The sequence below is a fragment of the Bacillus sp. P14.5 genome (assembly GCF_003316765.1).
Classification (GTDB): Bacteria; Bacillota; Bacilli; order Bacillales; family Bacillaceae_B; genus Rossellomorea.
In genome coordinates, this window is the sequence record NZ_NIJF01000060.1 from 307,773 (window position 1) to 333,785 (window position 26,013).

Here is a 26,013-nt window from a genome sequence, read left to right on the forward strand (position 1 = left end):
AGAAAAGAGAAGGTCGCTATGCGATGTCTTCTCTTTTCTAGATTATTTGCAGTTAATCCCTTAAAAACTTCTTAGCAATCCTGCCCCAATCTTTTCGAGCATCCTGAATATCATCCTTACGATCTCCATCTGGGATTTCATCTTCAAACCTAGCCCATGCAGCGAGAAGCAATCTTAATCCTTGAGAAGCTTTGTCAATTCGCTCTTTTAGATTTTTTTCATTATCAGTTTCACCGTCTAATGCCTCAATTAAATTTTCATAAGCGGGATGACTTCTGTTAATGAGGATATTTAATGCACCGCCAGTAGGTTGTACAGTAAAGAATGCATCACTTTCAAACGAAGCTTCAGTAAAAGAATACTTGAGATTATTAGTAACTGTGTATGCTGCTACTTCGTTTGCCTCCTCTATTTCTACTCCTGATGTCACTAGGCCTGTAGTAATTCGTTCTCTTCTTTCTTCAGGAGAAAGAGATTCGTCTTTGTCACTTCCACCAACATATCCTTGTTGCTTTCTTTCTTCAGTGTAAGTAGTTGCCTTCTTCTCTATGTCACTTTCTTGATAACGTTTGGCTTTGCTGCGCATTCCTTTTGTTTGCTCTTTTATTAACTTTCTCATGATTGAGATCTGTTTATAAATATAATCAGCAACGATAATAAGTGGTGCTCTTGGGTCTCCCTCTTCTTCTAGTTCTTCTTGAATAATATCAATATCCTTACCTTTTTTTGTGCTTCAGTAATTTCTTGGATCATGCTTAATATGTCAGAAAAGTTTCTTGCCGTTTGCTTGTTGTTAGTGACACCCATTAACTCGTCTAAGCTAGGTGGAAAGTCAATCTCGATTCCCCACCATCTCTCAGTTGGATCACTAGAAGATACTAAGGTTTGATCAAGTTCAAGTTCCCTACCTGCACGGACGATTGAAATACCTGTATTTTCTTTGGCATGTTTGCCATGAGGTGTACTTCCGGCATTATCACCTGTTCTTGCTTCTATTGAAGCCACAGAACTTCTAACGGTAATTTTGTGCTCTTCCTCTTTGTAATTGACGAAAAATTCCCTTTCATAATTATCACCGCCATGGCGTTCGAACATGGGCTGATTATTAAAAGGCTCAGGACAACTAGTTTTATCCATTAAATATAAAGGATCATTAGGCTTGGCTAATCGATTAATTGAAACATTAAATGGATTATCAATATCAAAGACAGTTTTTTGAATCTTTACTTCTTTGTTGTGAATGTATTTTCTATAGATTCTTCCTATTAATGCTTCTGAGTGTCTTACTAAAGTTTCACCTTTACTCCACATCAATCGATCAAGTTTGGACCAAATAACTAGTGTCCCAGAAGTACCAAATTCTTTTACCACATTAGTGTATCCGTATGGAATTGAGGAATGTATTGGTTCAGGCATTGCACTGCTTTTATCACGCTTTATCGTATCTACATCAAGAGAAACATGGTATGTATTTTCAATGCCATTTTGCCAACTATATACATCGACCCTTTTGCATTGAGATATCGAAGAAGCAGGTAGGCCCATACCAAATCGTCCAATTCCCGTCCTTTGGTCTTTATGCAGTCTCGTTCCATTACCAAATTGTAGTGACATTGCGAGAACTTCAGGCGACATTCCTTGCCCATTATCCAAAACAGCTATTTGGTCTAAACGTGTAGTTCTACGGTTTGTTAAATGCCTTTCTGCCTCTCCACAAAGTAATTGCACATGTGTGGCGTTAGCTTGAATTGAGTTATCGATCAATTCGCAAACAGCATAAGCTGTATTTTTATATCCATTATCTCTCATCGCTTCGATAGCTAAATGAGCGGGTACATATGTATTTTCTACTTTATACATTCCAAACATCCTCCCAATTATAAAATGCATCTGCCACGCTTCTAAAACCAGGTAGTTCAGTGTCAACTACCGTAACGATCTCAGCTGTTAAATTCCCGCCAGCTTTTCTGCCTCTTATCGCCCTTCCAACCATCTGACTGTATAACACCAATGATAAAGTTGGTCGAGCAATCAACGCAGCACTAGTACTAGGGGCATCAAACCCTGTCGTTAAAACCCCATAATTACATATGACCTTAACTTCATTATCATTTTCCCTAAAATCGTTAATTACTTGTTTACGAAATTCTGATTCCGTTCCACTTGTAATGGAGTTAATCTTGAATCCCTCTATTTGAAGAATTCGTGATATTATTTCTGAACTTTCAACTGAGGGAGCAAAAACAAGAATCCTTTTGTGAACCTTACTAAGTCGGGTGATTTCTCTAATGATTTTTAGGTTTCTATTTGAATCCTGTCCTAGTAAAGAAAGGACTTCTTTAGAAAAATCTTTTGTATTTTCCAGACTTTTTTCATTAAAGTACTCAGTTAGATCAGCGCTGTTTTCATATTCAAGATTTCGATATTCTACAGTTGCTATGTATTCATTATCAATGAGATACTCCACAGGGTTTTCATACCCATCAACTTGTAAAGTTACTTTCTGACCATTAAAGTAATCAGCTAATTTTTGGTCTTCATCTACATCGTTCCAAGTTCTTCCTGGGGTTGCACTCAAACCTAGTAATCTAGTTTTTACATTGGAGTTGAAAAGAATTTCAATTACGCTTTGGTACCTTTCTGCTATTGACTGATGTGCTTCATCAACTACAACAAAAGAGACGTTTTTAGCAATATTGGATAACCTTCTGAGCCCTTCAGAAGTATTAAGCAGATAGGTAAGTTTTTGAAAGCCAGCGACTATTAATCCGTCTTTAACTTCATATAGATTCGCAATATTACTATCACCCCAAAGTTTTCCAATACCAATTTCCCGATTACCTAAATTACTCCATGCTTTTTGAAATTCATTGTAAGCTTGTGAACAAAGTTCCTCAGTTGATGCCAGCCATACTATTAAAAAAGGATCATTCTCCCTCAAATAGTCACATATTAGAGACATGGAAGTTCTAGTTTTTCCGGAACCTGTAGGCATATGTAATAAAACGCGGTGTGGGTAACGTGATAATTTTTCTTTTATATCTTCCACAGCTTTTCTTTGGTGTATAAATAACTGATAATTACTGAGAAGAGGTGAAAGTGAAGAATTTAGTACACCTGCTTTCGAATTTTTTTCCATCATAGGGGGGCTAAGATTAAAAAAGTTATAGAATATTAATTCATCGTCTGAATGCCTTTTCATTTTTTTCTTCTTTAAGAACTCATAATGATTAGTGATGTTAGAGTTTAAAAAGCCTAGTGTTTCTGCTATCATCCTCACTTCATCTTCTCTTAATAAATCAATGAGCACACTTCTTAAAGTTTTATCATCTAGGAATTCTCTTTCCTCGATAGTTGTGAAAATCAGCTTTTTCATTTCACTTGTTTTACTAAAATTAGAATCCATCAATTGGGTAATCTTAATCACTTGTGGATCTAAAATTTTTTGGATGGTGAATTCATCTGCTCTGCTAATAATACGCTTTACGTCTAACATTAACATCTCTCCATAGATGGAAAATTATTGCTTACTTACTAATATCCTACTACATTTCTACTAATTTTTGAACTACTTCGACAATAGTCGACATTAGCCAAAAAATAGAAAAAGTCCGACGGTGAATATCCGTCGGACTTAATTAATTTATTATGAGAAAGAACAAACACAAGGTACAGTTTCATCTTTAATATTTACGAAACTGTCTACTCCTTCTCTTTCCATTTGTTCACGATATTCTTTTAGAGTAAATGGACCTCCATTTTTCTTAAGAATGGAAACATTCTTTTCAAAGTGTTTACGGAAATTTTCTTCCATTTCTTCTTGCTCTTTATAGCGGTCTGGCCAACTTTTATATAGTAATGCGTAATGTCCAAAACCACCTCTTACACAACGTCCACCGCAGTTTGCATGAGAAAAGCCCATTTCATACATACGGGGAAGTTTTATGCCCCATTCATTTTGAATAATAGATTTAGCATCTGTATCCTCCCTGAATGTTTCAATCATTGGGAATCTTGTTTCAATAGGTTCTATTGGATTATGCTCATAGAACTCTCTTAAATTATCTGCACGATGAGATTCATGAGGTCCTATTCCAAAATAAAGGATAGGCTCAAGGTTATGGTTATCTCGTAATTCTTCAAGGAAAACAACAGTTTGATATACTTTTAGCTCTTCCGAACATTTTGCCAGTCGCGAGTTACCTAAAAACCGATAATCATAGAAAACTTCCTCAGGTGTTCTACCGTCTATTTTTTCAGTTATCTCTATACCTATATAGTCTGCGACTTCATCCATAAATCTATAGTTATCTTCATCTTCCCATAAGGTATTCGTGAAGAACAAAATGCTATTTTCTTTACCATGTGCTTGTACCATTTTGTAAGCAACGTAGGAGCTTGCTGCACCTCCGCTGAACATAGCTACATGGACTGGTTTTCTTTCCATTCGATCATCCCCTATTCGACAAACTCTTTTACCAAGTGATAGACCATATACTCGATTTCATCTTTAGGAACATTCCTGCCCGCATTTTTTATCATCCGATGAACATTCTTATAGATCGTTTGTGTCTTAGTAGACATCTCTAACTTGGTAATAGATTTTTCTGATCCATTTAAACTTATAGTCAGATATTCTCCTTGTGGTATATCACTTTCAATAGAATTATAGTCCTTTAGAAGTAATTGTTCAAACATATGATCTGTGGTATCCGACCATTCTTCCAGCCTTACCCCTACTATTGTTAAAATAATGGAATCAATCCAATTATCCCTATCAGCGTTTATAATTCCATTTACCAAAGAGTTATTTTTCTTGATTACTGGATTTTTCTTGTTTGCCCACTGGAATAACTCTATAAATTCATTACAACCTATCAAGTTCAAGACCCTGTTTTTCAGAACTTTTTTATAATCAAGCAAATGACTTTCTAGACTCTCCTTATTCCTATTTATTGCTGATAGATTAGAAGCATAATTTAAATAAAATAATTCAATGGTTGAGCGCGGGTCTATTTCACTTCTTTTAATAAGATCCCTGAATTCAACAAGCTCTTTATTCATATTATTTGTCACTTGAGTGAACCTTGGCAGAGATCTTAACCAGTTTAACAATCCGCTGCTGAGGACAATAGGTGTAGCGCTTCTTAATGCTGTCTCTGAAACATACTCACCAAACGTTTCTTTAAGAAAATTGAATAAAGGCTTATATTTTTCATCAAAATTGTAAAAGGCAAATTCATACTCTGTATCCTCTTCTACCATTTGATATAATTTTTCACCTGTTATAGCTGGAACGTACATCTCATTTCTGTAAAACATTAATTGATCCCATTTGTCTCTTAAAAGGCTAATTAAAATGATTGGAATGAGAGGAGCCCTGATCCCGTATGGTTCTAATTTAAGAATTTGAGTTAGATCGCTTAATTTGCCTTGATCTTTTCTAAGTAACTCAGATACCAAATCGTTTCTTAAACTGTTAAACTCAATGGATTCAATTTCATTCAGGTTTGATAAGTCAAGATTATTATTTTTAAATATGGTGGCATAAATAAGGTAGTCAGGGCCGTTACCTTCAATAGCTAACCCACCCTCATTGTAATCCTCAATAATATGATCGACTACTTTAAAACCAGCTTTTCGTTGAACAGAATTAATTTTCCTTCTTACAAAGGAATCATTTCTTACCTCTGGTGTTAAAGGAAATATCTCAAACATGCGATTAGAAAGGATTTTTTCAAATATAATTTCATTTTTGATTTGAAGTTTTTTCCCATTTAAATACCATTGAAGTTCACCAGAAAATTCAGTATAAGTTTTCATAAAATTAGTTAATGTATAGAACACATCTTCTAACTTTATGGTAACCTCATTTAATAGGTCTTTATCATTTTTCATAAAATCGGCATCTTGCTTCAAAGTTGTCAAAATATGATACTGAAATAGTTCTTCTTTGACTTCTTGTATGGACTTAAACGGAATACAAAAATATGAATATTTATCATTTATACTCGCTAACTTTTCTATGACAATTTCGTATTCTTGAGTATCTTCTATAAGAACGTAATTCACTATAGCATCGGAGTTCATTTCAAATCTGATTTTAGAACTGTCAAAATTAGCATCTAATATTTCTGAGCTCAAAATTATATTCACAGATGCAAAACGTGTCATGCTCTTTTGATCATTGTAATCATTTGAAAGGAAATACTTTCTATTTAGTGTTTTCTCAAGTATTCCTTTTTTCTGATTAGAAGTGATGGTAGAGGTTTCTTTTCTTAATAGAATTTCATGATCAAGATCTATTGAACTACCCTCAAAAAGCTCCCAGCTACCTTGAATTCTATTAAATCTTATAACCTTCAACTTGGATAACTGTAAAAGCTGGTTCTCTACCAACTCCTTTTCCAGACTCATAGCAAAACTAATGAAATCAGAAGTCAACTTTTGTTTTGAGGATAAGTTTGTAATTGACCATAAAGAAAGGAATTTAAAGAGATTTTTTAATTCATTTTTATCAATCGGAATCCTCGGTACAAGTTTCTTATAAATTTCTAAGCCTTTGTTTTCAACGTATTCCTCCTGATCAATTTCAGGGAAGAAAAAGTCAAATAATTTATATGTGAGATAATAACCAGTATTATGTTTAATATGGTTTACCAGCCCACCTTTTTCCTTGCTCTGTAAGAATGTAAATAGAGTACGTTCATTTTGGGCAAAGTAACTAGATAAATGAGGAAGCATAAAAATTGCAACAGGATGTATAGGGTATGCTCCCTTAATTACCAGCTTTTCTATTTCTACCTGATTCAAGTGTGAAAAGAGAGGATACTTTCTTAACTCATTTTTAACATCTGTTTCGGTTAAATTAGGAATCTCCCTTTTCTGTTCCATTTTAGAAAGTAATGACTCGGTTATCCTGATAAACGTGGACCTATCACTATCAATATGATATAACTGAAACCTTTTTTCGATTCGTTGAAACTCATTTTGATACTCTTCACTTAATTTTAAGAAATAGTGTCGAAGATTTTTGTGTGTAATGAATAATAGATGTAAATGTTTAGCATGATGATCACTTAGCTCAGCCAAGTCTTGCAAGTCCTGCATCGTTTCATGAATCATATTAGGTTGTAAGCTTTGAAGGAAACGACCAAATTCATCATAGACAATAAATAAACCTAGGTTTTGCTTATCAAGCTGATCAATTACAAACTTAATTTGTTCTGTAAAATCTTCTTTAAAGTCAACAATGAACTCTGCTCCAGAAGATAAAGAAGGAAAAATATTTTTAAACCATGCAATTTCTTCTTTTTCATAGTTAAGTATATTTACTCTCCATACATCAATGCTTCTTTCAGAATCTCTCAATTGTTTTTTGAACTCTTTATATGTTTTTGGGAACTCTTCTTCCCATTTTTCAACTGTCTTTAAAATCTTATTTATGATACCTGGAATAATAATTTCTAGATTGTTCTCTTCTATCGTCTTCATAATCGCAGAGATTATTGATTGTCTGAAGCTGCCCTCATTACCATTAAGGATTACCGGTAAATATTTTTTATCCTTAAGTTGAAATTCACTAAGTTGACCATATATTTCATCGTCTACGTTTGTAAACTTCTTCTTTAGAAATTCAAAGGAAGAATCACTAACTGTTCTTGAAGCCATACCAGCTATAAGAGTACCTAGTAACGACTTCCCCGTACCATAAGGTCCGATAACTATATGAGAGTGTTTACCTTCGGAATCATTAAAACCGGCAATAATCTTTTGTAAAGACTCAGCATGTGATGGGGTCGGTAAGTAGTTTCTAAAAAACTCTTGTTTCCCTAAATCAAATTTTATATTTACACTAGATTTAAATTCTCTTCTTTTAGTTTTCATACTAGTGTCTCAACCTTTCGCTTGTATTCAAACTCCAAATACTTCAATGGAGAAATATCTGGCAGTCTGACTGTATCTAAGTTGTTCGTTCTGGTAAACTTTATTGGATATTTAGGATGAGCAGTTAACAATTCAAGGGCATTAACAATAACAGCCCTATTCATGTTGAAGATATTCCCCCAGAGTCCGTGTCTAGTTACAATTTCATCTACACTGACATTATCAATTCCCTGTTCTTCCGCATACTTAAGTAGAGTAAAGAACAAGGCAGTTAAGCCCACATCGGAAATGGATGGAACCTTTTTAATTATAGTTCCTTTAGATTCTCTTAAAATATTGATTTTATTAATTGGACTCTGTATAACCTCTTCTGGGTCTAAGATACTTTGACCAGCCGTATACAATTTCACCAAACAGTCAATATCTCTTTTAAGAGATCTATGGGAAATCTTTTTATCTTCATGGATTGATACCCAGTCATTAAGAGCTGCGTTAAGATCATCTTTAGCGATAGCTGTTTCACTAAACTCATTAAAGAACCAAAACCAAGTAGTCGCAGGCTCTATGTCTTTTGACAAGTTATAATGTATAATTGCAGCTGTATCTCTAAACTGTATAAACTTATCATATTTATATATCAACTCACCTAGTGGTGTTAAAAGGTGAACTTTCTTTCGATTTTCATTGAACTTTTCTTCCACAACACCTGTAGCGACAACCCAGAACCTTAAGGATTGCACCATGTTTTTTCCTAAACCAATTTTTTCAAACGCCTCTTTATCATAAAAGAATCTGTTATCTTCTTTTAAGTGTTTAATAGCCTTATTTAACCATCGATCTCTTAAATAAAAGCTTTGATGTTGACCATATGCCATAATTATCAGCCTTCCGAATACATATATTTCTTCTGGAGACATTCTTCCAGAAGTCAATTTAAGCGATAATAATGCATCTAGATAAAATATCTAGATGCATTATTTTTATTTACTCTCTGACATAAAATATTTCAGTAATGCTCTCTTCACCTCAGGAGTCAAAAATGGACTCTTTCCTCTTATCACTTTTTGACTAGCTGTTTTAGCTAAAAAGTCTCCTTTTCCCCCTAGGTTCTCTGCCCCGCTTTCACCTAGGATGACAGAGGAAGCTGTAGAATCGGTAGCTCTTAAAGCTAATCTTGCTCCTAAATTATTTCTAATGTTCGTATTAATAATATCAGATTTCGGGTTCTGTGTGCAGATGATTAAATGAATTCCTGCAGCTCTAGCTTTTTGGCCCAATCTTAAAATTGCATTTTCTACCTGGCTTGCGACTTCCTTCTCTTGACTCATGAAATCAGCAAATTCATCGAAAACAATAACTATTCTTGGAAGTACTTCTTGTGACATTTCTGTATATTCATCAAGATTACTAGCGAACTCTTTTTTGAACATACTGTATCTTCTTTCCATTTCTTCAACCATTAGATTAAGCTTATTAACCGCTTCTCCTATTTCAGTCACAACTGACTCTGTATGTGGAAGATCTTCATATATCGAAAATTCCACTTGTTTAGGATCTATGAAAACAAACTGCAACTGTGATGGTTCATAGAAACACATAGTACCTAGGATTATTGAATTTAATGTTACACTTTTACCACTTCCTGTAGTCCCTCCTGTAAGTAGATGAGGAGTGGACGGATCGGAAAGATCAATACTAATAACATCATTTAGAGGGTCAAATCCCATAGGAGCAACTAAATTGGTTTTCTTTATCTTGTTTCCTAGCTGCTGTCTTGCGATCGCCATGAACTCTTCAAAATAAATTGTATCTGGTTCTTCTCTAACAATATCTATATTTAATCCATTCTTGTCTATAAACAGATGTGGTTCCTGGTCAAGACCCAACCAAATCTGTATATCTTTCCTTTTTTTCAATACTTTGTCAATGCCTAGAGAGGAAGGTAATGTTAAGGTCAATCGAATGACACTTGACCCTACTATTACTTCATTTACTTTAACATTAAGCCCATTCCGATTAAAATGAGTCTCTAACGTTGAGACATACTTCCTCTGAAGTTCTGAATGATCTGCAGCTATATCAGCTCGTTTAGTTTCAATATCTTTTAAAGCTTCTACTTCAGGATAGTAGAATTGAGGTGGGTCGATTGCTGGTGGAGTAACTACAATATCATCGTCACCTTTATCATCATCCTTTTTAATTGGGTCTTCCTTGTCATTACCATCGTTGATTGTATCTTCGTTATCTGTGTCATCTGGCTGAACAGGTTCTTCATATTCTTCTTCTAATTCGTCTTTTCTATAAGCAATATCTGAATTGTCTACGTTAGGGTCTTCTTCATCATTATCTAACCCTTTTTTTCTTCTTCCAATACAAGACTTTCCGAGAAAGTCTCTGTAGTATTTTCAAGTTCAGCATACTCTGGCTCATCAATATTTCGAGCTCCCAGTGACTTCAAGATATAAGCACGATTGAAAATATAGTTCTTGAATTCACCTTCGATTATATCTTCATATACATCCTCTTCTATTCGTACAAAGTTATTTTGATATAGATTGGAAGTGTAGCAATAAGCATCAATAGAAGAATGGATATTTACTTGTATTTCGCCAATTTGAGCATGCTGGAGTCTTTTGAGTAGATAAGCCTCTTCAGGTGAGTATGTTCCTTTTTCAATGAAATAATGGACTAACTCATTCCTCCAATATTTAGAGTCTGCGTTATCTTGGGTGAAATCAAATAAGTTTTCGTATAAATTTTGTCCTGACTGAATTTGTTTGATAGCATCATATCTTTCTCTTTCAAAAATAGCATGATTAACAAATTTCAATTCAAGAAGCTCAAAATCTAAAGTGATCTTACCATCACTTTCTTTCACAGTGGTAATGACTAAATCTGGACGCCTATTGTTCTTTCTAAACCAAGGTAACTCATCACAGACTGACCATACCTGTAGATTGTTCTCTAATTTTGAACGGCGTTCCACACTTAGGTATGTGGCTACAAGTTCATGAGAAAACTTCCCTGGTCCAATCGCTTTCAAGACTAGGGCACCAGAAATAGATTTCACTTGATTAACTGCCTTTTTAACACTGTCCCTTTGGATATTATCATTTTTAAGGATAAGAGACAGCTTTTTGGTCAACCGATCATAATATTCATAATCCTGCTTATTTGAATTCAGCTTTTTGATATATTCTGAAGAGGAAACAATCAATTTAAAGTTTTTGTTCGCCCCAGCCTTTGACTTGTATTGAATAATTTGAGCCTTTGATGAGGCCTTCTCCAATAAAGACTTATCAAGGTAACGATCCATAAACATAATCCAGTTAAAATTCTCATGCATATAATCAATTAGAGCATTATCGGAGAAGTTTGACAAAGAAATCTTATTCTTTAGAACATATAACTCGTTCTCCTCAAGCATCTCTTTTTTCTGAAAAATGTATTGTAACTGATAAAAGGATTTAAGTGTATCAGGTAAGTGTTCACTGACATACGATATCCTTTTCAAACTTTCAGTATCTAGCAGAGGCTCTTTGTAAACAAGGTTAAACCAATCATTCGAATGTTTGACTTCTACCTTATCAAATTCATATTTCACTTGATTACTCTGACCAAAGTAATCCGCTAATACAACAAGATCTGCATCAATCATGTGTGCATTAATTTGATTTGATATCTCATTGATAGTGTTCCCGGAAATAACATTGACTTCTACAGTGGGAAACTTGCTATATTTGTCAGGATTAGTATATTCTTCTTTTTGCTTGATCCATTGATTAATCTTCTGATGTATACTAGCAGCTTGTGTAGAGTGAACAGTGATTTTTAATTTATTTAAGGATTTATGCTTATTAAATAGAGCATCAATTGATTTAGTGATAATATCTGCACTTTGACAATACAGGAATAAGATATCCAAACCATCTTTAGCATAAGGATAAACCTCAAAATAACTTTTCACACTTTTTACTAATTCATCTGATAGTTCAGATGAAAGATAATCCATATTTTCTGAACGTCTTGAGTTTAAGATAAATTGGCCTTCCCCTAAAACTTCATTTACTTCTATTAGGAAGGAATCGTCGCCATCACTAGAAAAATATCTAGGAGCTAAATTTAAAGTCTTCTCTGTAACATACTCCAGATAATCCTCAAGATTATTGACCTCTAAGTCATTATTGACGGTTCTATGAATCCACTCTGAGATTTGATCTTCAAGTTTTTGATATCTAGATACATAACTAACCAAACGTATCGGATTAAATATTGTCACAATTCGTTCGTGACAAAAACCAGTCTGACCTAATTTAACATCAAGTGTATCTATAGTCCCGATATAGTTGATAAACTTATAAATGTGACTCGCAATATCGACTGAAGTAGAAACACCAGAGAATAGCTCTTCAAGGTGATTTTTGAATTTGTTAATATTAATACTAAATAAACCAGATTTTAAAACTTCTCTCAAGGTCAGTGAGTATTCTTCTAAGAAACCTGAGAAACGATTAAAATGTTCTTCAAAGCCGGTTTGATTAATTGAAAGATATCCATCAACTCTCTCATATACCATTTCTTTTACATCTAAAAGTTGAACCTCTTCTTCCTGGTAACTCTTAAGATGAGGGACCTTCCCTTCTTCAATAGCATCTTTAAAAGTAAGGAGCTGTAATTGTTCAAAACCTTTAACTTTAAAGGTTTCAGTCCCCAGTACCTCACTATCATTTAATAAATGCAGTTTTAATGTCAACACATCATTGGCACTCTCGTCGATAGTAATCCCATTTAATGGGCCTTGCTTATAGGTAATATGAGGGACAACATTTGAAATGCCTTCTAAATACATCTTCAATATTTCGGAATTTTGTTGAGTGATCTTAGATGCATGTACTGATAATTCAAAGGAGGAGTTTTGAGAGACTTTCTCAGCATTTTCCTCAAGCAATGAAAAGGATTCATATTGAAGTGCATTAATTAAATCGTGATAGTCCTTCGGGTGACGGAGCTTTTCGATTCTTCTAGAGATAACCTTATCCAGCTTATTTGCTTGAGATAACTGTTCCTCGTATTCCTCTAAAAACTCTTGCATTGCATCAGGATTTTGATTTTTTTCAATCTCAGAGATGCCGTCTTCTATTTGTTCAATTTCTTCCTTTGTAGGATTTCCATTGTAAATAAGTGCATCCTTAATCTTATCAGACAAGCCAACTTTGGTTTTGAAGTTTAATACTGTTTCAACAACATTGAACTCATATGAAAGTAAATCCAAGTTCTTTTGATTTAAGAATTCTATAACTTTTTCTTCAAACTCTGAAGGGTTAATACCATTCCAGAGTTCGTCAGAAAAATTATTTTTTCCTCGGATTCAATAAAAGTGTAAAGGTTATTTTGTAACTTTTCAGTATCTAAATCACCATTTGGTTTTTGGAGATTTGCCAACAAAAAGTTAGCTCTCAGCCTTTTTCTTCCTTTAGGACCAATTACCAAGCTTTGGTCCCTGAATAAGTTCAATTCAGGTAAATTGGTCTGAATTTTTTCTACAATAGACGGTGATTCCTGGTTCAAGATTTTCTCGACAAATTTTAGAATAAATCTAAGTTGTGGTTCGGTTAAGCTACTATACATACTAAAGAATTCTTTAATCGTTTCAATTTCTTCAGCTGCGAGTTGAAATTCTTCAGATAATAAAGCAAACAGGTTTTCTAGCCCAAATTCAGAAAGTAAGTAGGCTTCATCGATCGCAAACAAGTTTTCTAAACTTTGAGCTTCTGGAGTCAGTTCGTTAATAATAATGACCAGAGCATTACCTGAGAAAGTATAGTTTCTCAACCACGTACTCGTTTCAATTTCTTTCAACTTATACTGGTCAAATTCATTTACTGATTTAATCGTACGAATCATAGGAGTATAATATTTCTCTAGTTTAGACCCCTTCTCGTCTAATTCATTTAGCAAGGAATGAACATTTTCGTCAGTTAAACCATTCACCTTAATAAATAGCTTATTTGTCCCATCTTGACTGTGTTCCTTAAAGTGCTCCAATAAGATATTAAAAACCCACTTACCTAAAAGATCATTGTACGTAATCATGCTTTCACCTGCCCTGCTTGCTCATAAGGATTTCTAATCATTGCTGTTGCATCTGAAAATTCAATGAGAAGTCCATTGTGTCTCAATTTTTCTCTTAACGCATACTCGTTCCGTTGGAAGTAACTAACATTTAATTTTGATTTTTCATAGATTCCATTTTCTTTAGCTTGCACTTCTCCTATGATAAAGCCGTATTTCCGATAGACTTTCTCTAGGAAACTGTGGAATTCCATTTGTTTCCCTGGTTGAAGGTTTGCATATACTAGAGCCTGAATGAATGTATCAGACATGAAATAGCGATACTTGCTGCCTCTTCTGTAGCCTCCATAACCACCATCTCTAGTAAGGCCACGTACAATATTCAATTGATGTTTCTTCAATTGGTCTGAAACGATTTCCTTAACCACATTGAATAAGTGGTTCATCACTTTGTCATAAGAATCACATTTCTGAATGACTTTATAGACCTTATTTTTTCTTACCTTTGAAAGGCGATTCAGTCCTAGTAATTCAATTAGCATTTCGGGGTCAGCATGCCAGCTTTCTAAGTTTTCCATAACAAAATCTTCTGAAGGTATTTTTTCATTAAAAGTTTGAATAAAGTAATTTTCAAATTTGTTTTTTATAAGCAATTCATTGTCACTGAACGATTTTGCTGACAATTTTTGTACAGGTCCTACTTGTGCATCTAAACAATCAAAGAAGAATGTTACCAGATCTTCATTATTTAATTTAGCTCTTTTTAACATATACCTACCTAATTGGAAGGTAATGAGACTCGTCAATAATTCAAACATCTCATAAATATCAATATTTAAACTGATGAGTCTAAAGAATTCCTGGGCAAACTCTTCAAAAATCGGATCATCCGTGGTAGGTAATGTTGGGTATTCTTTATTGCTATTATCTTGTTTTAAAGGTGCCAGTGATTCATCTTTCTCTAGTTCATTAAGGCACGAAGATATCTTATATACTACGTTTTCTATCGTTTTGTTTTTATTTAAAAGCGTTTTAAGCCTATTTTCAATATTACTTCTTAATTCAAGATTGTTATCAGTACCATAAGAAAGCATCAAAAAATAGAGCTCTCCACCTCGAGCGAAGAAATTTCTTTCATAACTATAAGATTTTGTACCAGCATTTTTATTATGGTGTGTTCTCAGTTCAAAGAATAATAGAGACTCGTGCAAAGGATATAACGTTTTAGCAAACCACGAACGATTTGCAGGCTTTCCTGTACCATCGGTCAAGGGTATTTCTAAATTGCGGAAAAAGTCTCTAATAACATGGATTTCATCTTTATTTTCTACAATTCCGTAGAGAGAATCTTTTTGTTCTGTAGTTAAACTAACGACACCCATTTTAGCTCCCTCTTTATCTCCTTCAAAGATAAATTGTCTAAGTCCTGTAGAACGGACACGGGAGTATGCATTTGCACTAAAGTCATAATTTGTACCCTTTAAAACATTTAAGAATTCAAGTACATATTCCGGACCTTTTTGTCCATCTTTAAAACGATGCCCCCAAATTTGCGCAGATAATTGCGTGGAGAACTCTTCAACACTTTGTTTTTTTGACACCATAAAAAATATCTCCTTTATAACAAACTTATTTCGTCATCTATAAAGAGTCCTGTTTTGTTATCATACCTCAAGATGTTTAATTCATAGTCTTCGGGTTCACTTATTCTAATCAATTCGTTTTTAAATGTATCAATCAGTATTTCTGCTTCTTGCTGTAGAACATTATGAGTGCCACCTCCACTTGCCCTCATCAGATATTCGAATACGGCTAAATTCATATTTAAACAAACTTCATCCCTTACCAATATTTTAAAATTTGATGGAATTCTATCTAAATCCTCTCGTTCCTTTTCTTGTTCAATATCAACATCTTTTGATCTAAATTGCTCATAAATCATTAGATTCTTATTGGTTGCGAATAAATGCTTATTGTTAGTTTCTGTTAACCTTCCGGAAAAGATCCTATTAAGACCATTGATAATTTCTTTCTTTATTAAAGTTTTAGCCTTTGGATTTGCGAATAACTTAATATATTCATCAACATATTCAAAAGGAAGAAGCTGGTTTGAATCACCACTTTCTGATTCATAGAAATACTTCCTTCTCAGTTTAGGTATCCACTCATTTACAATCGAGTGGTCCTTATCTACATCGTAATCACGGTATAGAGTTAATTTCTTTTTAAAATAACCTAACTGAAGATCCAATGAATTACCGATTAACAAACTATGCGCGCTTTCGGATTCTATATCTCCATTTATGTCTCCGTTAATAATAAAGTCATCTATAGAAGAATGGGAATACACACCTGGATCTAAAGCTTTAAATACCTTAAGAGCCTTCATTTCAGAGAAGGCATTTTCATCCAATCCATGTCCATAAATATTCTGATAATAAGGTTTTTTGGTTTGGTTTTCTATCTCTTTATAGTTGGCATTTCTAATGTCATTACAAGTAAATCCGCCAGTAAGCATATAACTTATATGAATTAACATTTCTCTCATTGTTATATGGGTATCTAAATAATCAAGAAGCTTATATTGTTCAACAATCTTATCCTGAATGTGTGATTGAGAAGTTCTCTCATGATTCATATGAATAATGCAACGATTTTTAAAAGGGCAGTCCTGACACTCTTCCCAATTTTCGGGTTTATTCCATTCTGTTAAAACCTTCTCTACATAGACAGATGAAGTAACATCTAACAGGTTAAAGATACTGAAATCATTTGAGTTATTCTTATGTGTTTTAAACCTTGAAGTTACCTCATCCTGTAATTGGTCTAGTTGAGGATGTTGCGAAAGGAATTTAGTCAATTTCCCCTCATTAGCTGCAATGAGGTAATAAACGTTATCTGAATTTCCAGAAGAAACAAGTTGTTGAAGATGTGATAACTCTTTTTCAATAATATCCTCTTTCAGTTCAGATAGGTCTTTAACAATTCTTATTTTTCCCTTACTAAAAGAAAATTCTACAATTCCATCTTCTGGCCAGTTTTCTAAATTATCATCATTAAAGTAATCATAAACTATCCTACATAGTCTCGTTTTCCCATCACCTGCATTACCCGTAAGAATAATACTTTGTGGATCATTTTCAAAAAGATTTACTAGTGTACTTTCAATTTTCGTATCAATTTTAAATGTATAAGAATTTTTAGTATCTGGATCTATTGTATACTCATCGTAAATCTTTGCATGATTAGGCGACAGAACGTTAAATTGGTCTAAATAATAGACAAATGAATTCCCCTTCAAGGTTTACCCTCCTATATGTTTACTACGAAATCTACCATTAATATATTTGTCTCCTTATTGTAATATAGAATTTCCTTTTTTTCACTTATTCTTAGAAATTCATTATGTAAAATGTTTTCCAATTAAATATTGGTTCAATATTATTAATACATTCAGGAGTAATTATTTCTGCCCTATTTATTATTCTTCTACTTCAATTAAGTATATTTTTTCATCAAAAGCCCCGCGTTTTTCCGCTTTTTTATGCCGGATCTCTTCCAATTCTTCAAGGGTAGCACCATGAAACTTGGCAAATGAATGCACGATCTCCATTAAATCTGCCAGCTCTTCCAGTGCATCTTCCCTAGTTGCTGCATCACGATACTCTTCTAATTCTTCAAAGCTCTTATTCTTCAATTCTGTTATGTATTCTTCTTCAGAAAGGATTCTTGTTGAAAATCTCTTTCCATTCGACTCAATGATTTCCGGGATTCTATCACGGACCAGTTTGTTGTATACAGGCATCGGTATTCCTCCAAACGAACTATGAAATGTAAATCTTCTTCCATTTCATCTTACCAAAACATAGAAAAAAGAGCTATCCGTCAGACAGCTCTTCATTTATATCCATCTCATTGTAAATGTGTTCAAGTAGGTGCAGTTCTCTTCGTGTATAACCAGCCCCTGATTAATAAGGTTCGTCTAATTTTTTGTTACTGTGCCAGGAGTTCTAAGTTATCCTTTGTCGTCACTTCTCGCTTACCCCCGCGACACAGCTCCCTTGGCTGAAACAGCCGCAAAGGTAATCGTAATGGAGCAGACGATCACAATCGCGATCACACCCTGCATTAAGTCCCAGAATACCCAGCCATCAATTAATGCAGTCCTCATGCTTTCAAAGATATAGGTGGTTGGATTGATGATTGTTGCGATCTTCAGCCATTGAGCTTCAATCATCTCATAGGGCACGAATGTCGTACTGAGAAAGATCAGCGGAAAGAAGATGAATGTGCCTGCCTGGGCAGCCTGGGCATTTCTAGTCCTGAGTGCAATCCCGACTGAATAGCCGGCAAAGGCAAGTCCCCATCCGACAGCGATCAAGATGACAAACAGAATGCCGCCGATTCCGGTTTTGACATTCAACCCCAGCAAAAATGCCATTCCTATGATAAGGAGTGTCTGTACCAAAAGCTGCAGCATGCCGGCAATAATCGGGCCGAGTACAATGGCAAGCCTGGAGGCAGGAGTCAGCAATAGCCTGGAGAAAAATCCGGTTTCGATATCCTTGACGATGCTTTGTCCAGCTCCTCCCGCACCCCCTATTGCTGCAGAAACAATGGAAACGGGCAGGATGAAGGCAAGGTAATCCGCCCCTTCAAACGTAGGTAATTCGGAAATTCCGCTCAAACCGCCTTCATAAACCAACAGGAAAAATGCCGAAATGATCAGATTGGGTATGAAGGAAAATGGATTTCTTAGTGTGGTCTTGATATTCCTTACTGTCATTAGCCAGGTATCTTTCAGCACATTATTACCCATTGCTCTTCACCCCTTCCTTCGATTCACGCGTCAGCTTCAGGAAGATCTCATCAAGGGTAGGAGACGAAAGCTGGATATCCGAGATGGCGATATCCTCCACATCGAAAAGCCTGACAACCTCCAGCAGCTGTTTTGTTCCTTCACCGACATATATCAAGATCTTCTCTTCTTGACGGATGACATCCACACCTGCCAGCCGATCTTTTGTCAAAGATATCGCTCCATCAATTTGACTGTCATCCTTCAATGTAATGGTGATAAGATCATCGCCGATTTCCGCTTTAAGCTCCTTAGGCGACCCCATCGCTACAATCTCTCCTTTGTTGATGATACCAATCCGGTCCGCCAGGGAATCCGCTTCTTCCAAGTATTGAGTCGTCAGAAATATCGTTGTTCCATTTTCCTTATTCAATCTGCGGAGCTCCTGCCAGATGGCTGCCCTGCTTGAAGGGTCAAGCCCTGTCGTCGGTTCATCCAGGAAGAGAATTTTCGGCTCATTCACGAGGGTCAGCGCGAGATCAAGCCTTCGTCTCATCCCTCCTGAATAACCGCCGATACGCCTTCCAGACGCCTCTGTCAGATCTACAATTTCAAGCAGCTCCTGCGCCCGCTTTTTTCCCTCCTCCTTATTGAATCCGAATATGTATGCCTGCAGTTCCAGCATTTCTCGGCCAGTGAGATCAGAATCAACACCAGTCTCCTGAAGAGCAACGCCAATATGACGGCGGACATGTTCAGGCTGGTCCATCACGTCATACCCGGCAACCTCCACTTTCCCTGCAGAAGCACTGATCAACGTCGTCAAAATCTGTACTGTGGTGGATTTCCCCGCTCCATTCGGTCCTAAGAAGGCGAAGAACTCTCCTTCCTCGACTTGAAAGGATACGCCTTTAACAGCCTCGACATTGCCTTTTTTAAACGTCTTCGTCAACTTCTCAACCACGATTTTTCCATTCACAAGCTTCCCTCCATTCTCTCTTAATACTATTCGTGAGGGAGGTGTTTTTATCCTTCACTTGCATCCTGTGGGTGTGTCCCTGTCTATTTGATTTAAAAAAGCGGATCTACTTTAAGCACTTATAAACAAGTAGTCGGACTGCTCCCTTACACCACAAGCTTATTCAACACCATACTGCCCGTCGTTAAGCAGCTTTTTGACTTTGCACCCTAATCTTATTTTTACAAGCGGAACAATTCATCTCACCCTGTAATTCTTCCACTTAGAATATCAGGATTCTCCCTAATCAAACTGAACCCAAGCCTGCAGCCTAATTGGCGGTCCTCAAACAATAAAACCTGCTGACACAACCAACTGCATCTGCTTCTTTTACAAATGACATTAGCCATTTGGTAAAACCTATCAGTAAGCAAGCTGCCGGGAAAGGGTAATGTCTTAGTGACGCATATCAACCTGTCGCGGTTCTGAGAAAAATGTTCAGGTTTCTGCAGGACGTCGCTAATGCCCGCAGGCTCGGGCTTACCAGCATGTTGCTCCCGAGCCGCCAGTTCAACGAGCCCATACAGGCACAAACGCTGGTTTAATTCGCTTAGATCCATTTGCAATACGGGCCTCCCCCTCTCTTTTCCACCTCTCCAGCTTGGCAAGAAAGTCATTTGATTCTTTTAGAGGGTTGGCAGAAGAGCTAGGGGGCTTAGACGTACTCCTTGATTTCCTGATTTTCCGCATCAAAGCCTTCTCGTAGTAGGCAAACGAATTGATGGTGTGGTCCGCATTCCGCTTTCGATAGGCAGACTGGAGCTCCTCCATCCAGCACAGCAGCGTCTCCTCTTCGATATCACTCTCAGCTATTTTTTCAATAGCACACTTCTCCTTAGGCGAAATACAGAATCCTGAATTCCGCAGCTTCAGGAATTTTTCCGTGACTTTCTCCACTCTCCTCTGCACATCTTGTTTGGAAGGCAGGTCCTCTCTCGCGCGCACGCTCTCTTTTTCTTTCTCTTCTCTACCTTTCTTACATTCTTCTTTTAGTGCAGCCTTTATATTCGCTTTGTCTTGCTGTGCTTCATCATCCGTTCTCCCGTTTTCGAGCGCAGAAAAATCACCGTCACTATCGATTAATGTGAATAAGGTGCCGATTTTCGTTTCCTCCGTAGAGATGAGACCATATTTCCTCAACCGATCCACACTCAATTTGATCGTGTTCTTTGACGGGATTCTTAAATTGCCATTCTCCACATACTGCAGATCCTCAGCTAGGCGAGAATACGACCGTAAATACTGTCCTCTATGTACCTTTACTTCTTCCACATACATGAACTCCTTCTGCAGTGCCCTGCAGCTCAGCAATAATAGAAGCCTCAAAGTAAACGGGCTCCCCCAAATCGGGCTTTCGATCGTGCTTCGGTTGAATTTGATCCATCCTGTCATTATTAGTTCCTCCCTATATATCGTTTTCACCTTTTATATAGAGAATTGTTTGGGAAAGAGACACCGTTTTATCAAACTATTTGTTTACCAGAACAAAGTATATCTAATTCTTACATGGTTCTTATTCCCGTATATTAATATGTTAGTGTACTGGGAATCAGGCCTTGATTCTTGATTTAGCGTGTAGTCCTTTTCGCTGCGGACTTCTTCATAAAAACCTTCCATGCCGTTTTATATTATATTAAATGTTTAAGTTTATTTTATTTGATAGCATGACTTGCTGCTTCATATCTTTTGAAATATTGAATAACAAAGAATCATTTTTTAAATATAAAAACCTTGAAAGGCACTTAGCCAATCAAGGTCTATATTACATATTATTTTCTTTTAGTTCTTCAACCCATCTTTTAAAAATATCGTCTGGTAATAATTCATCATCATTTGAATAAACCAGTTCGTAGTTATAGTTTGCTTTTAGACTGTTTGTCGCAACGTTATAATGTAATTTCATTTCCGTAGGCATTTCTTTATTATATTCTTTACATTTTTCGTGAATTTTTTCTAAATCTTCAAGCCCAATTTCTAATACCGCTTCCTGTCTTTGCTCAGAGGTATCATAAGAAAACGCTCTTTCACCTATTCGATCACTGGCTATTATTGCATCATTTAAATTATGTTTAAAAACAAATTTTCCATTTATTTTGTAAAACACGTCAAAAACATACATGTCTGGTTCATAAGAACAATAGATATAAACATCCTCAGCTCTACTTTCAACATATTCCAGACAAATAGCTACCATATCTGTTTGCAATTCAGAAAAATAATCTTCAAATACTTTAGCCATTAATTAAAAACCCCTCTAATGTTAGCAGCGTATAAAATATATTTATTGTAAAGGGCAAGAATAATTATCTCGAAAAAACATCCTAAAAATCTTCTTCCCATGCTTCTTTTGCATCCAATAACCTTTGTGATAAAAACTCATAAAAATTCTTTGCTGTATTGTAGTCATCAAGTCCCCCTGGATTATTCCACGCGATTACCGGACACTCATTTTTCTCCATTTCACTGATATTAAGACAATAAGCATATTCTCCAAAATCTTCGATAACTACTAAGTCCTTGTCCATTCCTAAATCTCTATGTCTTATTGTAGTAACTACAACTGGAGCTCTATTAGATTTTGCGACGCCTAAGATATCAACTCCAAATAATCCCCCTGAACCATAGGTAGACAAAAACCATTTATAACTTTCTGGTAGATCAACCCGAAGATCATTTTGAATAGATTCAATTTGACTTTCATCTATTCCACCTGTAAAGTCATCTGATTCCTTATGTTCATTAATATAGTTTATTAATTCCTCTTTATCCATTCAAGGTTCCTCCTTTTACTAGTCACTTATATCTATTTGCTTATCTCTCCCTCTCCAATTTTCACTCCTAAAGTTGTCATACTGATTTCTTAAAACATGATCATTTCTAATACTTCCACCATTCTCCACCAATTCCTGCAATATTTTACGATGTTCCACGTCAGGAAGAAAGCGATCTAAGGACTATGATATGTGTTGCTTTCGTACTTACTTATGCATCTTTTACAACGTACTGTAAATTCCTTTCTTAGCTTCGACCGCCCCCCTAACCTATGCAATTATATTTAGTATTGAAGCCAATTAATTGACTTACCTTTTAAGTGATTTTTACAACTTAGTGATCGGATAACCCGCAAGAATAGTATGTTAAAACTATAAATTATCAAACAACAAAGTCATCAAAAAAGCACCTATTGCATAATGCAAAACAGGTGTTTATCAACTACATATCTTCGTATTTTTTCATTCTCTCTATTAAGGCTAAATCAAATTGTTCTTTATTTTGACTAATATATTTATATTCAAAATAATCAATTCTAGCTGCAGGACCAAATTCACTATCATGCCAATTTGTATAATCAAAATGCAAATTAAGTGTTCCTGATTCATTTAGAAGTAATGTTACTAAAAACCAAGGTTCTTGGTCATTGTCAATAAAAACCTGTTGCATTTTAACTGTTAGTTCAAACAATTCATGAAGCTCTTTATCATAAACACTCTCATCTATTGAATAAATATCTGGGAAGTCATGAGAATAAACTAGTTCACTACTATCAATAGGGGTAAAAAAGAAGAACACACCCCCTTCTTTATTCATCACTTCTCCATTGAAATATATGTCGCTCCATTCAACTGGGATCAAATCGTTCACTTGTTGAGCTATCTGTTTATATAATTCATTTAGTTCAATTTCAAAGCTCATATTATCAACCTCCTGATTTTTTATCCATTGTTTATCGCCACGAGAATATCAAACTTGTTAGTTTTGAAAGCCATTCTATACATAGAAACTATCTCTACCTTGTAAAATATCATCTCTCCTAAAAGTGTCTAAACAATACTTCATGATAGTGCACCCTTAATGAGTTATGAATTTCCCTTAAGCATCATCAATGTCATCCATACATAGATTATTATCCAACAACAAAAGCACCTGTTGTCTTTTTTCGACAATCAAGTGCCCTACTCTACACTGTATTAATTTAGTCTATATACTCTGCTGTACCGATAAAATCTATTTTGTATCCATTTTCACTTACTGAAGATACTGGTCTTCCATCTTTATCATAGTTATAATTATAAATTAAAATAATGGTATTATATTTAGCGTTTAACTTAACATTGTTAAACTGCTTTATTAACTGATCATCATAGGAAAAATCCACTAGAAGCTCTTTTATATCATCTTCAGTATCTGATATCCAATCCTTTTCAATTAAGTCCCTGTCATAATAACCTATTTTAAATTCTCTCTCAAATACAGAAGGAATACTATCTCCATCTTCATCATAAATAATTTCAGTGTATTTTTCGACTTCATCAAAATTGCTGAAGTCTCCTAACCACAAAGAAACATCATTTTTCAATGTTTTTACCTCCTTAGACCTTCTGGTAAATCCAGAACTCCATTTTTCATTCTTTTACTAGCTCATTCATTTAGCTCTCTAACAAAACTTTCATAATCAGGAGCAGAATCAATAATTTTCAGAATTTCATTATGTGCTTTAGTAGAGCCACGTCTCCCATGTCGCCCGGGAGGATTTACAAATTCAACATCTTTAGTTAGGGTCCTCATTTCTTTTATATCATCCATGCTTACACCCCACTGCTTAAATTTGGGTGTTCTTGCTACAAGGTGCCATTCATGGTATCCTCCTGGACGTCTTATCCTATCTTCAATCTTACTTCTTAAGTGTGGATCAATCCACATTTCCTCAAATTTATTAACTGATAAATTATCAAACCACTTATTAAATTCTTTATTTCTAACTGAAGGAATCTGTATATCCTTTTCCGTACCCTTACTCCCAACATCAACCCTCTCACCCTGCGAAACCTTCCCCTTCCCAGAAAAAACCACATGCCCATTCTCATTAATCAAAACCCTGCCCATCCTGGAAAAGACATCAGCCTGAGCAACCTTGGAAATCGGTCCAGCTGCCACTTTCTGATAGGTCTTATCGAAGGCGGCTTTGATTTTGTCCGGGTTCAGGACGTTTTTGGTTTTCCTGAATAGGTCTCCGAGGTGCGAGGAAAGTCTGTTCAGCTCCATAGCTCGTTTTCCACTTCGGGAAGAAAGCAGGTTATGAACGGTGTCTTCCACTTTTCCGAAGGTGCTTTTGACACCGTTCTGGATGAAACTCTTTATTTTAGCTGTAGTTATGACATTGTAGGGAACGTCCGGTTTGGAATTGCCGGCTTTGCCCAGTTTGCCCACTTTGTCTATGCCCTTGGTTCCGAAAATGGATGCGGCGATGTAGGTTCCTGTATAAGAAAAATACCTGGCTCTGCTTCTGACATCTCCGTTGACGACATCTTCTTCAAAGGATTGCTTGAGGTCTTTCCAAATGTTTGGGTTTTGATTTCGCTAAATACATTTTTTTCTGATGATATCTTAATCAAAATAAAACACTTGATGCCTAAAAGAAGACTATCAAGTGTTTAAAATTTAATTAAGAACTGCCTACTGAATTGGTCCCCTTAATACAGTAATTAAGAGAATATGCACCTTTAGTATACAATTTTAAGGCTTTTCTAGTAACTTAAAAAATAGCTAATACGTTAGTTCCTCGAGCACTGCACAATTTCTTTATCATTTTATATTGTTTTTCAAGTAAGCACTTTCTTGCTTAAGGAATCTATCAAAATAACCGATTTAATCTTCATTTAACATTTGCTCATCCACTTCTTCTAAATATCTTTCTGTATCTAAATATGATTCTATGAGATTATCTAAAAATTCAATACTAACCTCTCTGTTATCTTAATATATCTGAACATTAGCACCAGCCTCTAATAATAAACCTATTATTTTTCTCATTTCTAACAATTCATCAGTTTCTAATAGATTATACGATAAAATGAAATCATTATTATTAATTAATTCTTTGACTTCAGATATACTCTTATTAGTAGTTTTTCTTAAAATAGAGATGTACTTAACCTCATTAGTATCTTTTTCTATTCGAACATTCATTCTGGCCATTTAAATACCTCCTCACTAAGACTATTCGGTCGACCCGACAGGCTATTTTTCCAGTAACCACCATTGCAACCTTTAAAATGCTCATTTGGTGTTACTGTATATATAGTAGTGCAAAAAAGCACTTGTAGTCTTTTGACAATCAAGTACTTTTTAAAATCATTTTACCTCTTCAAACCACTCATAGGTAACACGATCGACCGTTTTAATGTTAGTAGGGGTTGAATTCAATCATATTTTTACTCAGCATTTACACTTTCTATTT

23 protein-coding genes are annotated in these 26,013 nt (G+C 35.3%); 2 read left to right on the forward strand and 21 right to left on the reverse strand.

The window, feature by feature from the left end; all coding sequences use genetic code 11:
- Window positions 1-52 precede the first annotated feature (52 nt).
- From B9Z54_RS25250 to B9Z54_RS09080, 7 genes are all read right to left on the reverse strand, one after another.
- On the reverse strand, window positions 53-619 hold the full coding sequence (locus B9Z54_RS25250) for a hypothetical protein (RefSeq protein ID WP_205207695.1): 567 nt from the start codon (window positions 617-619) through the stop codon (window positions 53-55).
- Window positions 620-687: 68 nt separating this feature from the next.
- Complete coding sequence (locus B9Z54_RS25255; RefSeq protein WP_205207696.1) at window positions 688-1,860, reverse strand: ATP-binding protein; 1,173 nt, start codon at window positions 1,858-1,860, stop codon at window positions 688-690.
- A complete protein-coding gene (locus B9Z54_RS09060; protein WP_162785151.1) occupies window positions 1,853-3,496 on the reverse strand; it encodes a DEAD/DEAH box helicase in 1,644 nt (547 codons plus the stop codon). Before B9Z54_RS09060 ends, B9Z54_RS25255 begins: the two co-directional genes overlap by 8 nt.
- A gap of 150 nt (window positions 3,497-3,646) precedes the next feature.
- Window positions 3,647-4,447 carry a hypothetical protein gene (locus tag B9Z54_RS09065; RefSeq protein ID WP_113928077.1) on the reverse strand — a complete coding sequence of 267 codons (801 nt, stop codon included), beginning with the start codon at window positions 4,445-4,447 and terminating at the stop codon, window positions 3,647-3,649.
- An 11-nt stretch (window positions 4,448-4,458) separates the two neighbouring features.
- Complete coding sequence (locus B9Z54_RS09070) at window positions 4,459-7,887, reverse strand: hypothetical protein (protein ID WP_113928078.1); 3,429 nt, start codon at window positions 7,885-7,887, stop codon at window positions 4,459-4,461.
- The gene (locus B9Z54_RS09075; protein WP_113928079.1) at window positions 7,884-8,762 is read right to left on the reverse strand and encodes a DUF4007 family protein; all 879 of its coding nucleotides are present in this window, start codon (window positions 8,760-8,762) and stop codon (window positions 7,884-7,886) included. Before B9Z54_RS09075 ends, B9Z54_RS09070 begins: the two co-directional genes overlap by 4 nt.
- Window positions 8,763-8,867: 105 nt before the next feature.
- Window positions 8,868-9,845 carry an FtsK/SpoIIIE domain-containing protein gene (locus B9Z54_RS09080; protein WP_240189854.1) on the reverse strand — a complete coding sequence of 326 codons (978 nt, stop codon included), beginning with the start codon at window positions 9,843-9,845 and terminating at the stop codon, window positions 8,868-8,870.
- Window positions 9,846-10,019: 174 nt separating this feature from the next.
- Here B9Z54_RS09080 and B9Z54_RS25630 point away from each other — a divergent pair, with 174 nt between their 5' ends.
- Window positions 10,020-10,175 carry a hypothetical protein gene (locus B9Z54_RS25630; RefSeq protein ID WP_240189855.1) on the forward strand — a complete coding sequence of 52 codons (156 nt, stop codon included), beginning with the start codon at window positions 10,020-10,022 and terminating at the stop codon, window positions 10,173-10,175.
- Window positions 10,176-10,234: 59 nt separating this feature from the next.
- On the opposite strand, the gene B9Z54_RS09085 is transcribed toward B9Z54_RS25630, so the two are convergent.
- From B9Z54_RS09085 to B9Z54_RS09145, 13 genes are all read right to left on the reverse strand, one after another.
- The gene (locus tag B9Z54_RS09085; protein ID WP_113928081.1) at window positions 10,235-13,159 is read right to left on the reverse strand and encodes a hypothetical protein; all 2,925 of its coding nucleotides are present in this window, start codon (window positions 13,157-13,159) and stop codon (window positions 10,235-10,237) included.
- 20 nt (window positions 13,160-13,179) lie between these two features.
- On the reverse strand, window positions 13,180-13,980 hold the full coding sequence (locus B9Z54_RS09090) for a hypothetical protein (RefSeq protein WP_113928082.1): 801 nt from the start codon (window positions 13,978-13,980) through the stop codon (window positions 13,180-13,182).
- Complete coding sequence (locus B9Z54_RS09095; protein ID WP_240189856.1) at window positions 13,977-15,560, reverse strand: hypothetical protein; 1,584 nt, start codon at window positions 15,558-15,560, stop codon at window positions 13,977-13,979. Before B9Z54_RS09095 ends, B9Z54_RS09090 begins: the two co-directional genes overlap by 4 nt.
- 17 nt (window positions 15,561-15,577) lie before the next feature.
- Window positions 15,578-17,260, reverse strand: coding sequence for a hypothetical protein (locus B9Z54_RS09100; protein ID WP_113928084.1), 1,683 nt, complete (start codon window positions 17,258-17,260; stop codon window positions 15,578-15,580).
- A 180-nt stretch (window positions 17,261-17,440) separates the two neighbouring features.
- The gene (locus tag B9Z54_RS09105; protein WP_113928085.1) at window positions 17,441-17,764 is read right to left on the reverse strand and encodes a nucleoside triphosphate pyrophosphohydrolase; all 324 of its coding nucleotides are present in this window, start codon (window positions 17,762-17,764) and stop codon (window positions 17,441-17,443) included.
- A gap of 234 nt (window positions 17,765-17,998) precedes the next feature.
- Window positions 17,999-18,778, reverse strand: coding sequence for an ABC transporter permease (locus B9Z54_RS09110; RefSeq protein WP_205207697.1), 780 nt, complete (start codon window positions 18,776-18,778; stop codon window positions 17,999-18,001).
- Window positions 18,771-19,736 (reverse strand): ATP-binding cassette domain-containing protein, encoded by a 966-nt coding sequence (locus B9Z54_RS09115; protein WP_113928086.1) that lies wholly within the window; start codon window positions 19,734-19,736, stop codon window positions 18,771-18,773. Before B9Z54_RS09115 ends, B9Z54_RS09110 begins: the two co-directional genes overlap by 8 nt.
- 549 nt (window positions 19,737-20,285) lie before the next feature.
- Complete coding sequence (locus B9Z54_RS09120) at window positions 20,286-21,167, reverse strand: DNA helicase (RefSeq protein ID WP_113928087.1); 882 nt, start codon at window positions 21,165-21,167, stop codon at window positions 20,286-20,288.
- A 370-nt stretch (window positions 21,168-21,537) separates the two neighbouring features.
- The gene (locus tag B9Z54_RS09125; protein WP_113928088.1) at window positions 21,538-22,014 is read right to left on the reverse strand and encodes a DUF600 domain-containing protein; all 477 of its coding nucleotides are present in this window, start codon (window positions 22,012-22,014) and stop codon (window positions 21,538-21,540) included.
- A gap of 82 nt (window positions 22,015-22,096) precedes the next feature.
- Window positions 22,097-22,546, reverse strand: coding sequence for an SMI1/KNR4 family protein (locus B9Z54_RS09130; protein WP_113928089.1), 450 nt, complete (start codon window positions 22,544-22,546; stop codon window positions 22,097-22,099).
- 442 nt (window positions 22,547-22,988) lie between these two features.
- Entirely contained in the window at window positions 22,989-23,468 is a 480-nt protein-coding gene (locus tag B9Z54_RS09135; RefSeq protein WP_113928090.1) for an immunity protein YezG family protein, read from the reverse strand.
- Between the two features lie 280 nt (window positions 23,469-23,748).
- A complete protein-coding gene (locus tag B9Z54_RS09140; protein WP_113928091.1) occupies window positions 23,749-24,132 on the reverse strand; it encodes an immunity 22 family protein in 384 nt (127 codons plus the stop codon).
- Between the two features lie 62 nt (window positions 24,133-24,194).
- Window positions 24,195-24,818: a hypothetical protein gene (locus tag B9Z54_RS09145; protein WP_113928092.1), complete on the reverse strand. Its 624-nt coding sequence runs from the start codon at window positions 24,816-24,818 to the stop codon at window positions 24,195-24,197.
- A gap of 33 nt (window positions 24,819-24,851) precedes the next feature.
- Between B9Z54_RS09145 and B9Z54_RS09150 the strand changes: the two genes are divergently transcribed.
- Window positions 24,852-25,211 carry a hypothetical protein gene (locus B9Z54_RS09150; RefSeq protein WP_113928093.1) on the forward strand — a complete coding sequence of 120 codons (360 nt, stop codon included), beginning with the start codon at window positions 24,852-24,854 and terminating at the stop codon, window positions 25,209-25,211.
- A 318-nt stretch (window positions 25,212-25,529) separates the two neighbouring features.
- Here B9Z54_RS09150 and B9Z54_RS09155 read toward each other — a convergent pair whose 3' ends face one another.
- Window positions 25,530-25,751, reverse strand: coding sequence for a hypothetical protein (locus B9Z54_RS09155; protein WP_240189857.1), 222 nt, complete (start codon window positions 25,749-25,751; stop codon window positions 25,530-25,532).
- Window positions 25,752-26,013: the final 262 nt, after the last annotated feature.

What these genes read in the sequence shown, in the direction of transcription:
- B9Z54_RS25250 (WP_205207695.1), bottom strand. Translation starts at nt 619, where the DNA reads ATGAGAAAGTTAATAAAAGAGCAAACAAAAGGAATGCGCAGCAAAGCC.
- B9Z54_RS25255 (WP_205207696.1), bottom strand. Translation starts at nt 1,860, where the DNA reads ATGTATAAAGTAGAAAATACATATGTACCCGCTCATTTAGCTATCGAA.
- B9Z54_RS09060 (WP_162785151.1), bottom strand. Translation starts at nt 3,496, where the DNA reads ATGTTAGACGTAAAGCGTATTATTAGCAGAGCAGATGAATTCACCATC.
- B9Z54_RS09065 (WP_113928077.1), bottom strand. Translation starts at nt 4,447, where the DNA reads ATGGAAAGAAAACCAGTCCATGTAGCTATGTTCAGCGGAGGTGCAGCA.
- B9Z54_RS09070 (WP_113928078.1), bottom strand. Translation starts at nt 7,887, where the DNA reads ATGAAAACTAAAAGAAGAGAATTTAAATCTAGTGTAAATATAAAATTT.
- B9Z54_RS09075 (WP_113928079.1), bottom strand. Translation starts at nt 8,762, where the DNA reads ATGGCATATGGTCAACATCAAAGCTTTTATTTAAGAGATCGATGGTTA.
- B9Z54_RS09090 (WP_113928082.1), bottom strand. Translation starts at nt 13,980, where the DNA reads ATGATTACGTACAATGATCTTTTAGGTAAGTGGGTTTTTAATATCTTA.
- B9Z54_RS09105 (WP_113928085.1), bottom strand. Translation starts at nt 17,764, where the DNA reads ATGCCTGTATACAACAAACTGGTCCGTGATAGAATCCCGGAAATCATT.
- B9Z54_RS09110 (WP_205207697.1), bottom strand. Translation starts at nt 18,778, where the DNA reads ATGGGTAATAATGTGCTGAAAGATACCTGGCTAATGACAGTAAGGAAT.
- B9Z54_RS09120 (WP_113928087.1), bottom strand. Translation starts at nt 21,167, where the DNA reads ATGACAGGATGGATCAAATTCAACCGAAGCACGATCGAAAGCCCGATT.
- B9Z54_RS09125 (WP_113928088.1), bottom strand. Translation starts at nt 22,014, where the DNA reads ATGGCTAAAGTATTTGAAGATTATTTTTCTGAATTGCAAACAGATATG.
- B9Z54_RS09130 (WP_113928089.1), bottom strand. Translation starts at nt 22,546, where the DNA reads ATGGATAAAGAGGAATTAATAAACTATATTAATGAACATAAGGAATCA.
- B9Z54_RS09135 (WP_113928090.1), bottom strand. Translation starts at nt 23,468, where the DNA reads ATGAGCTTTGAAATTGAACTAAATGAATTATATAAACAGATAGCTCAA.
- B9Z54_RS09145 (WP_113928092.1), bottom strand. Translation starts at nt 24,818, where the DNA reads ATGGAGCTGAACAGACTTTCCTCGCACCTCGGAGACCTATTCAGGAAA.
- B9Z54_RS09150 (WP_113928093.1), top strand. Translation starts at nt 24,852, where the DNA reads ATGAACGGTGTCTTCCACTTTTCCGAAGGTGCTTTTGACACCGTTCTG.
- B9Z54_RS09155 (WP_240189857.1), bottom strand. Translation starts at nt 25,751, where the DNA reads ATGGCCAGAATGAATGTTCGAATAGAAAAAGATACTAATGAGGTTAAG.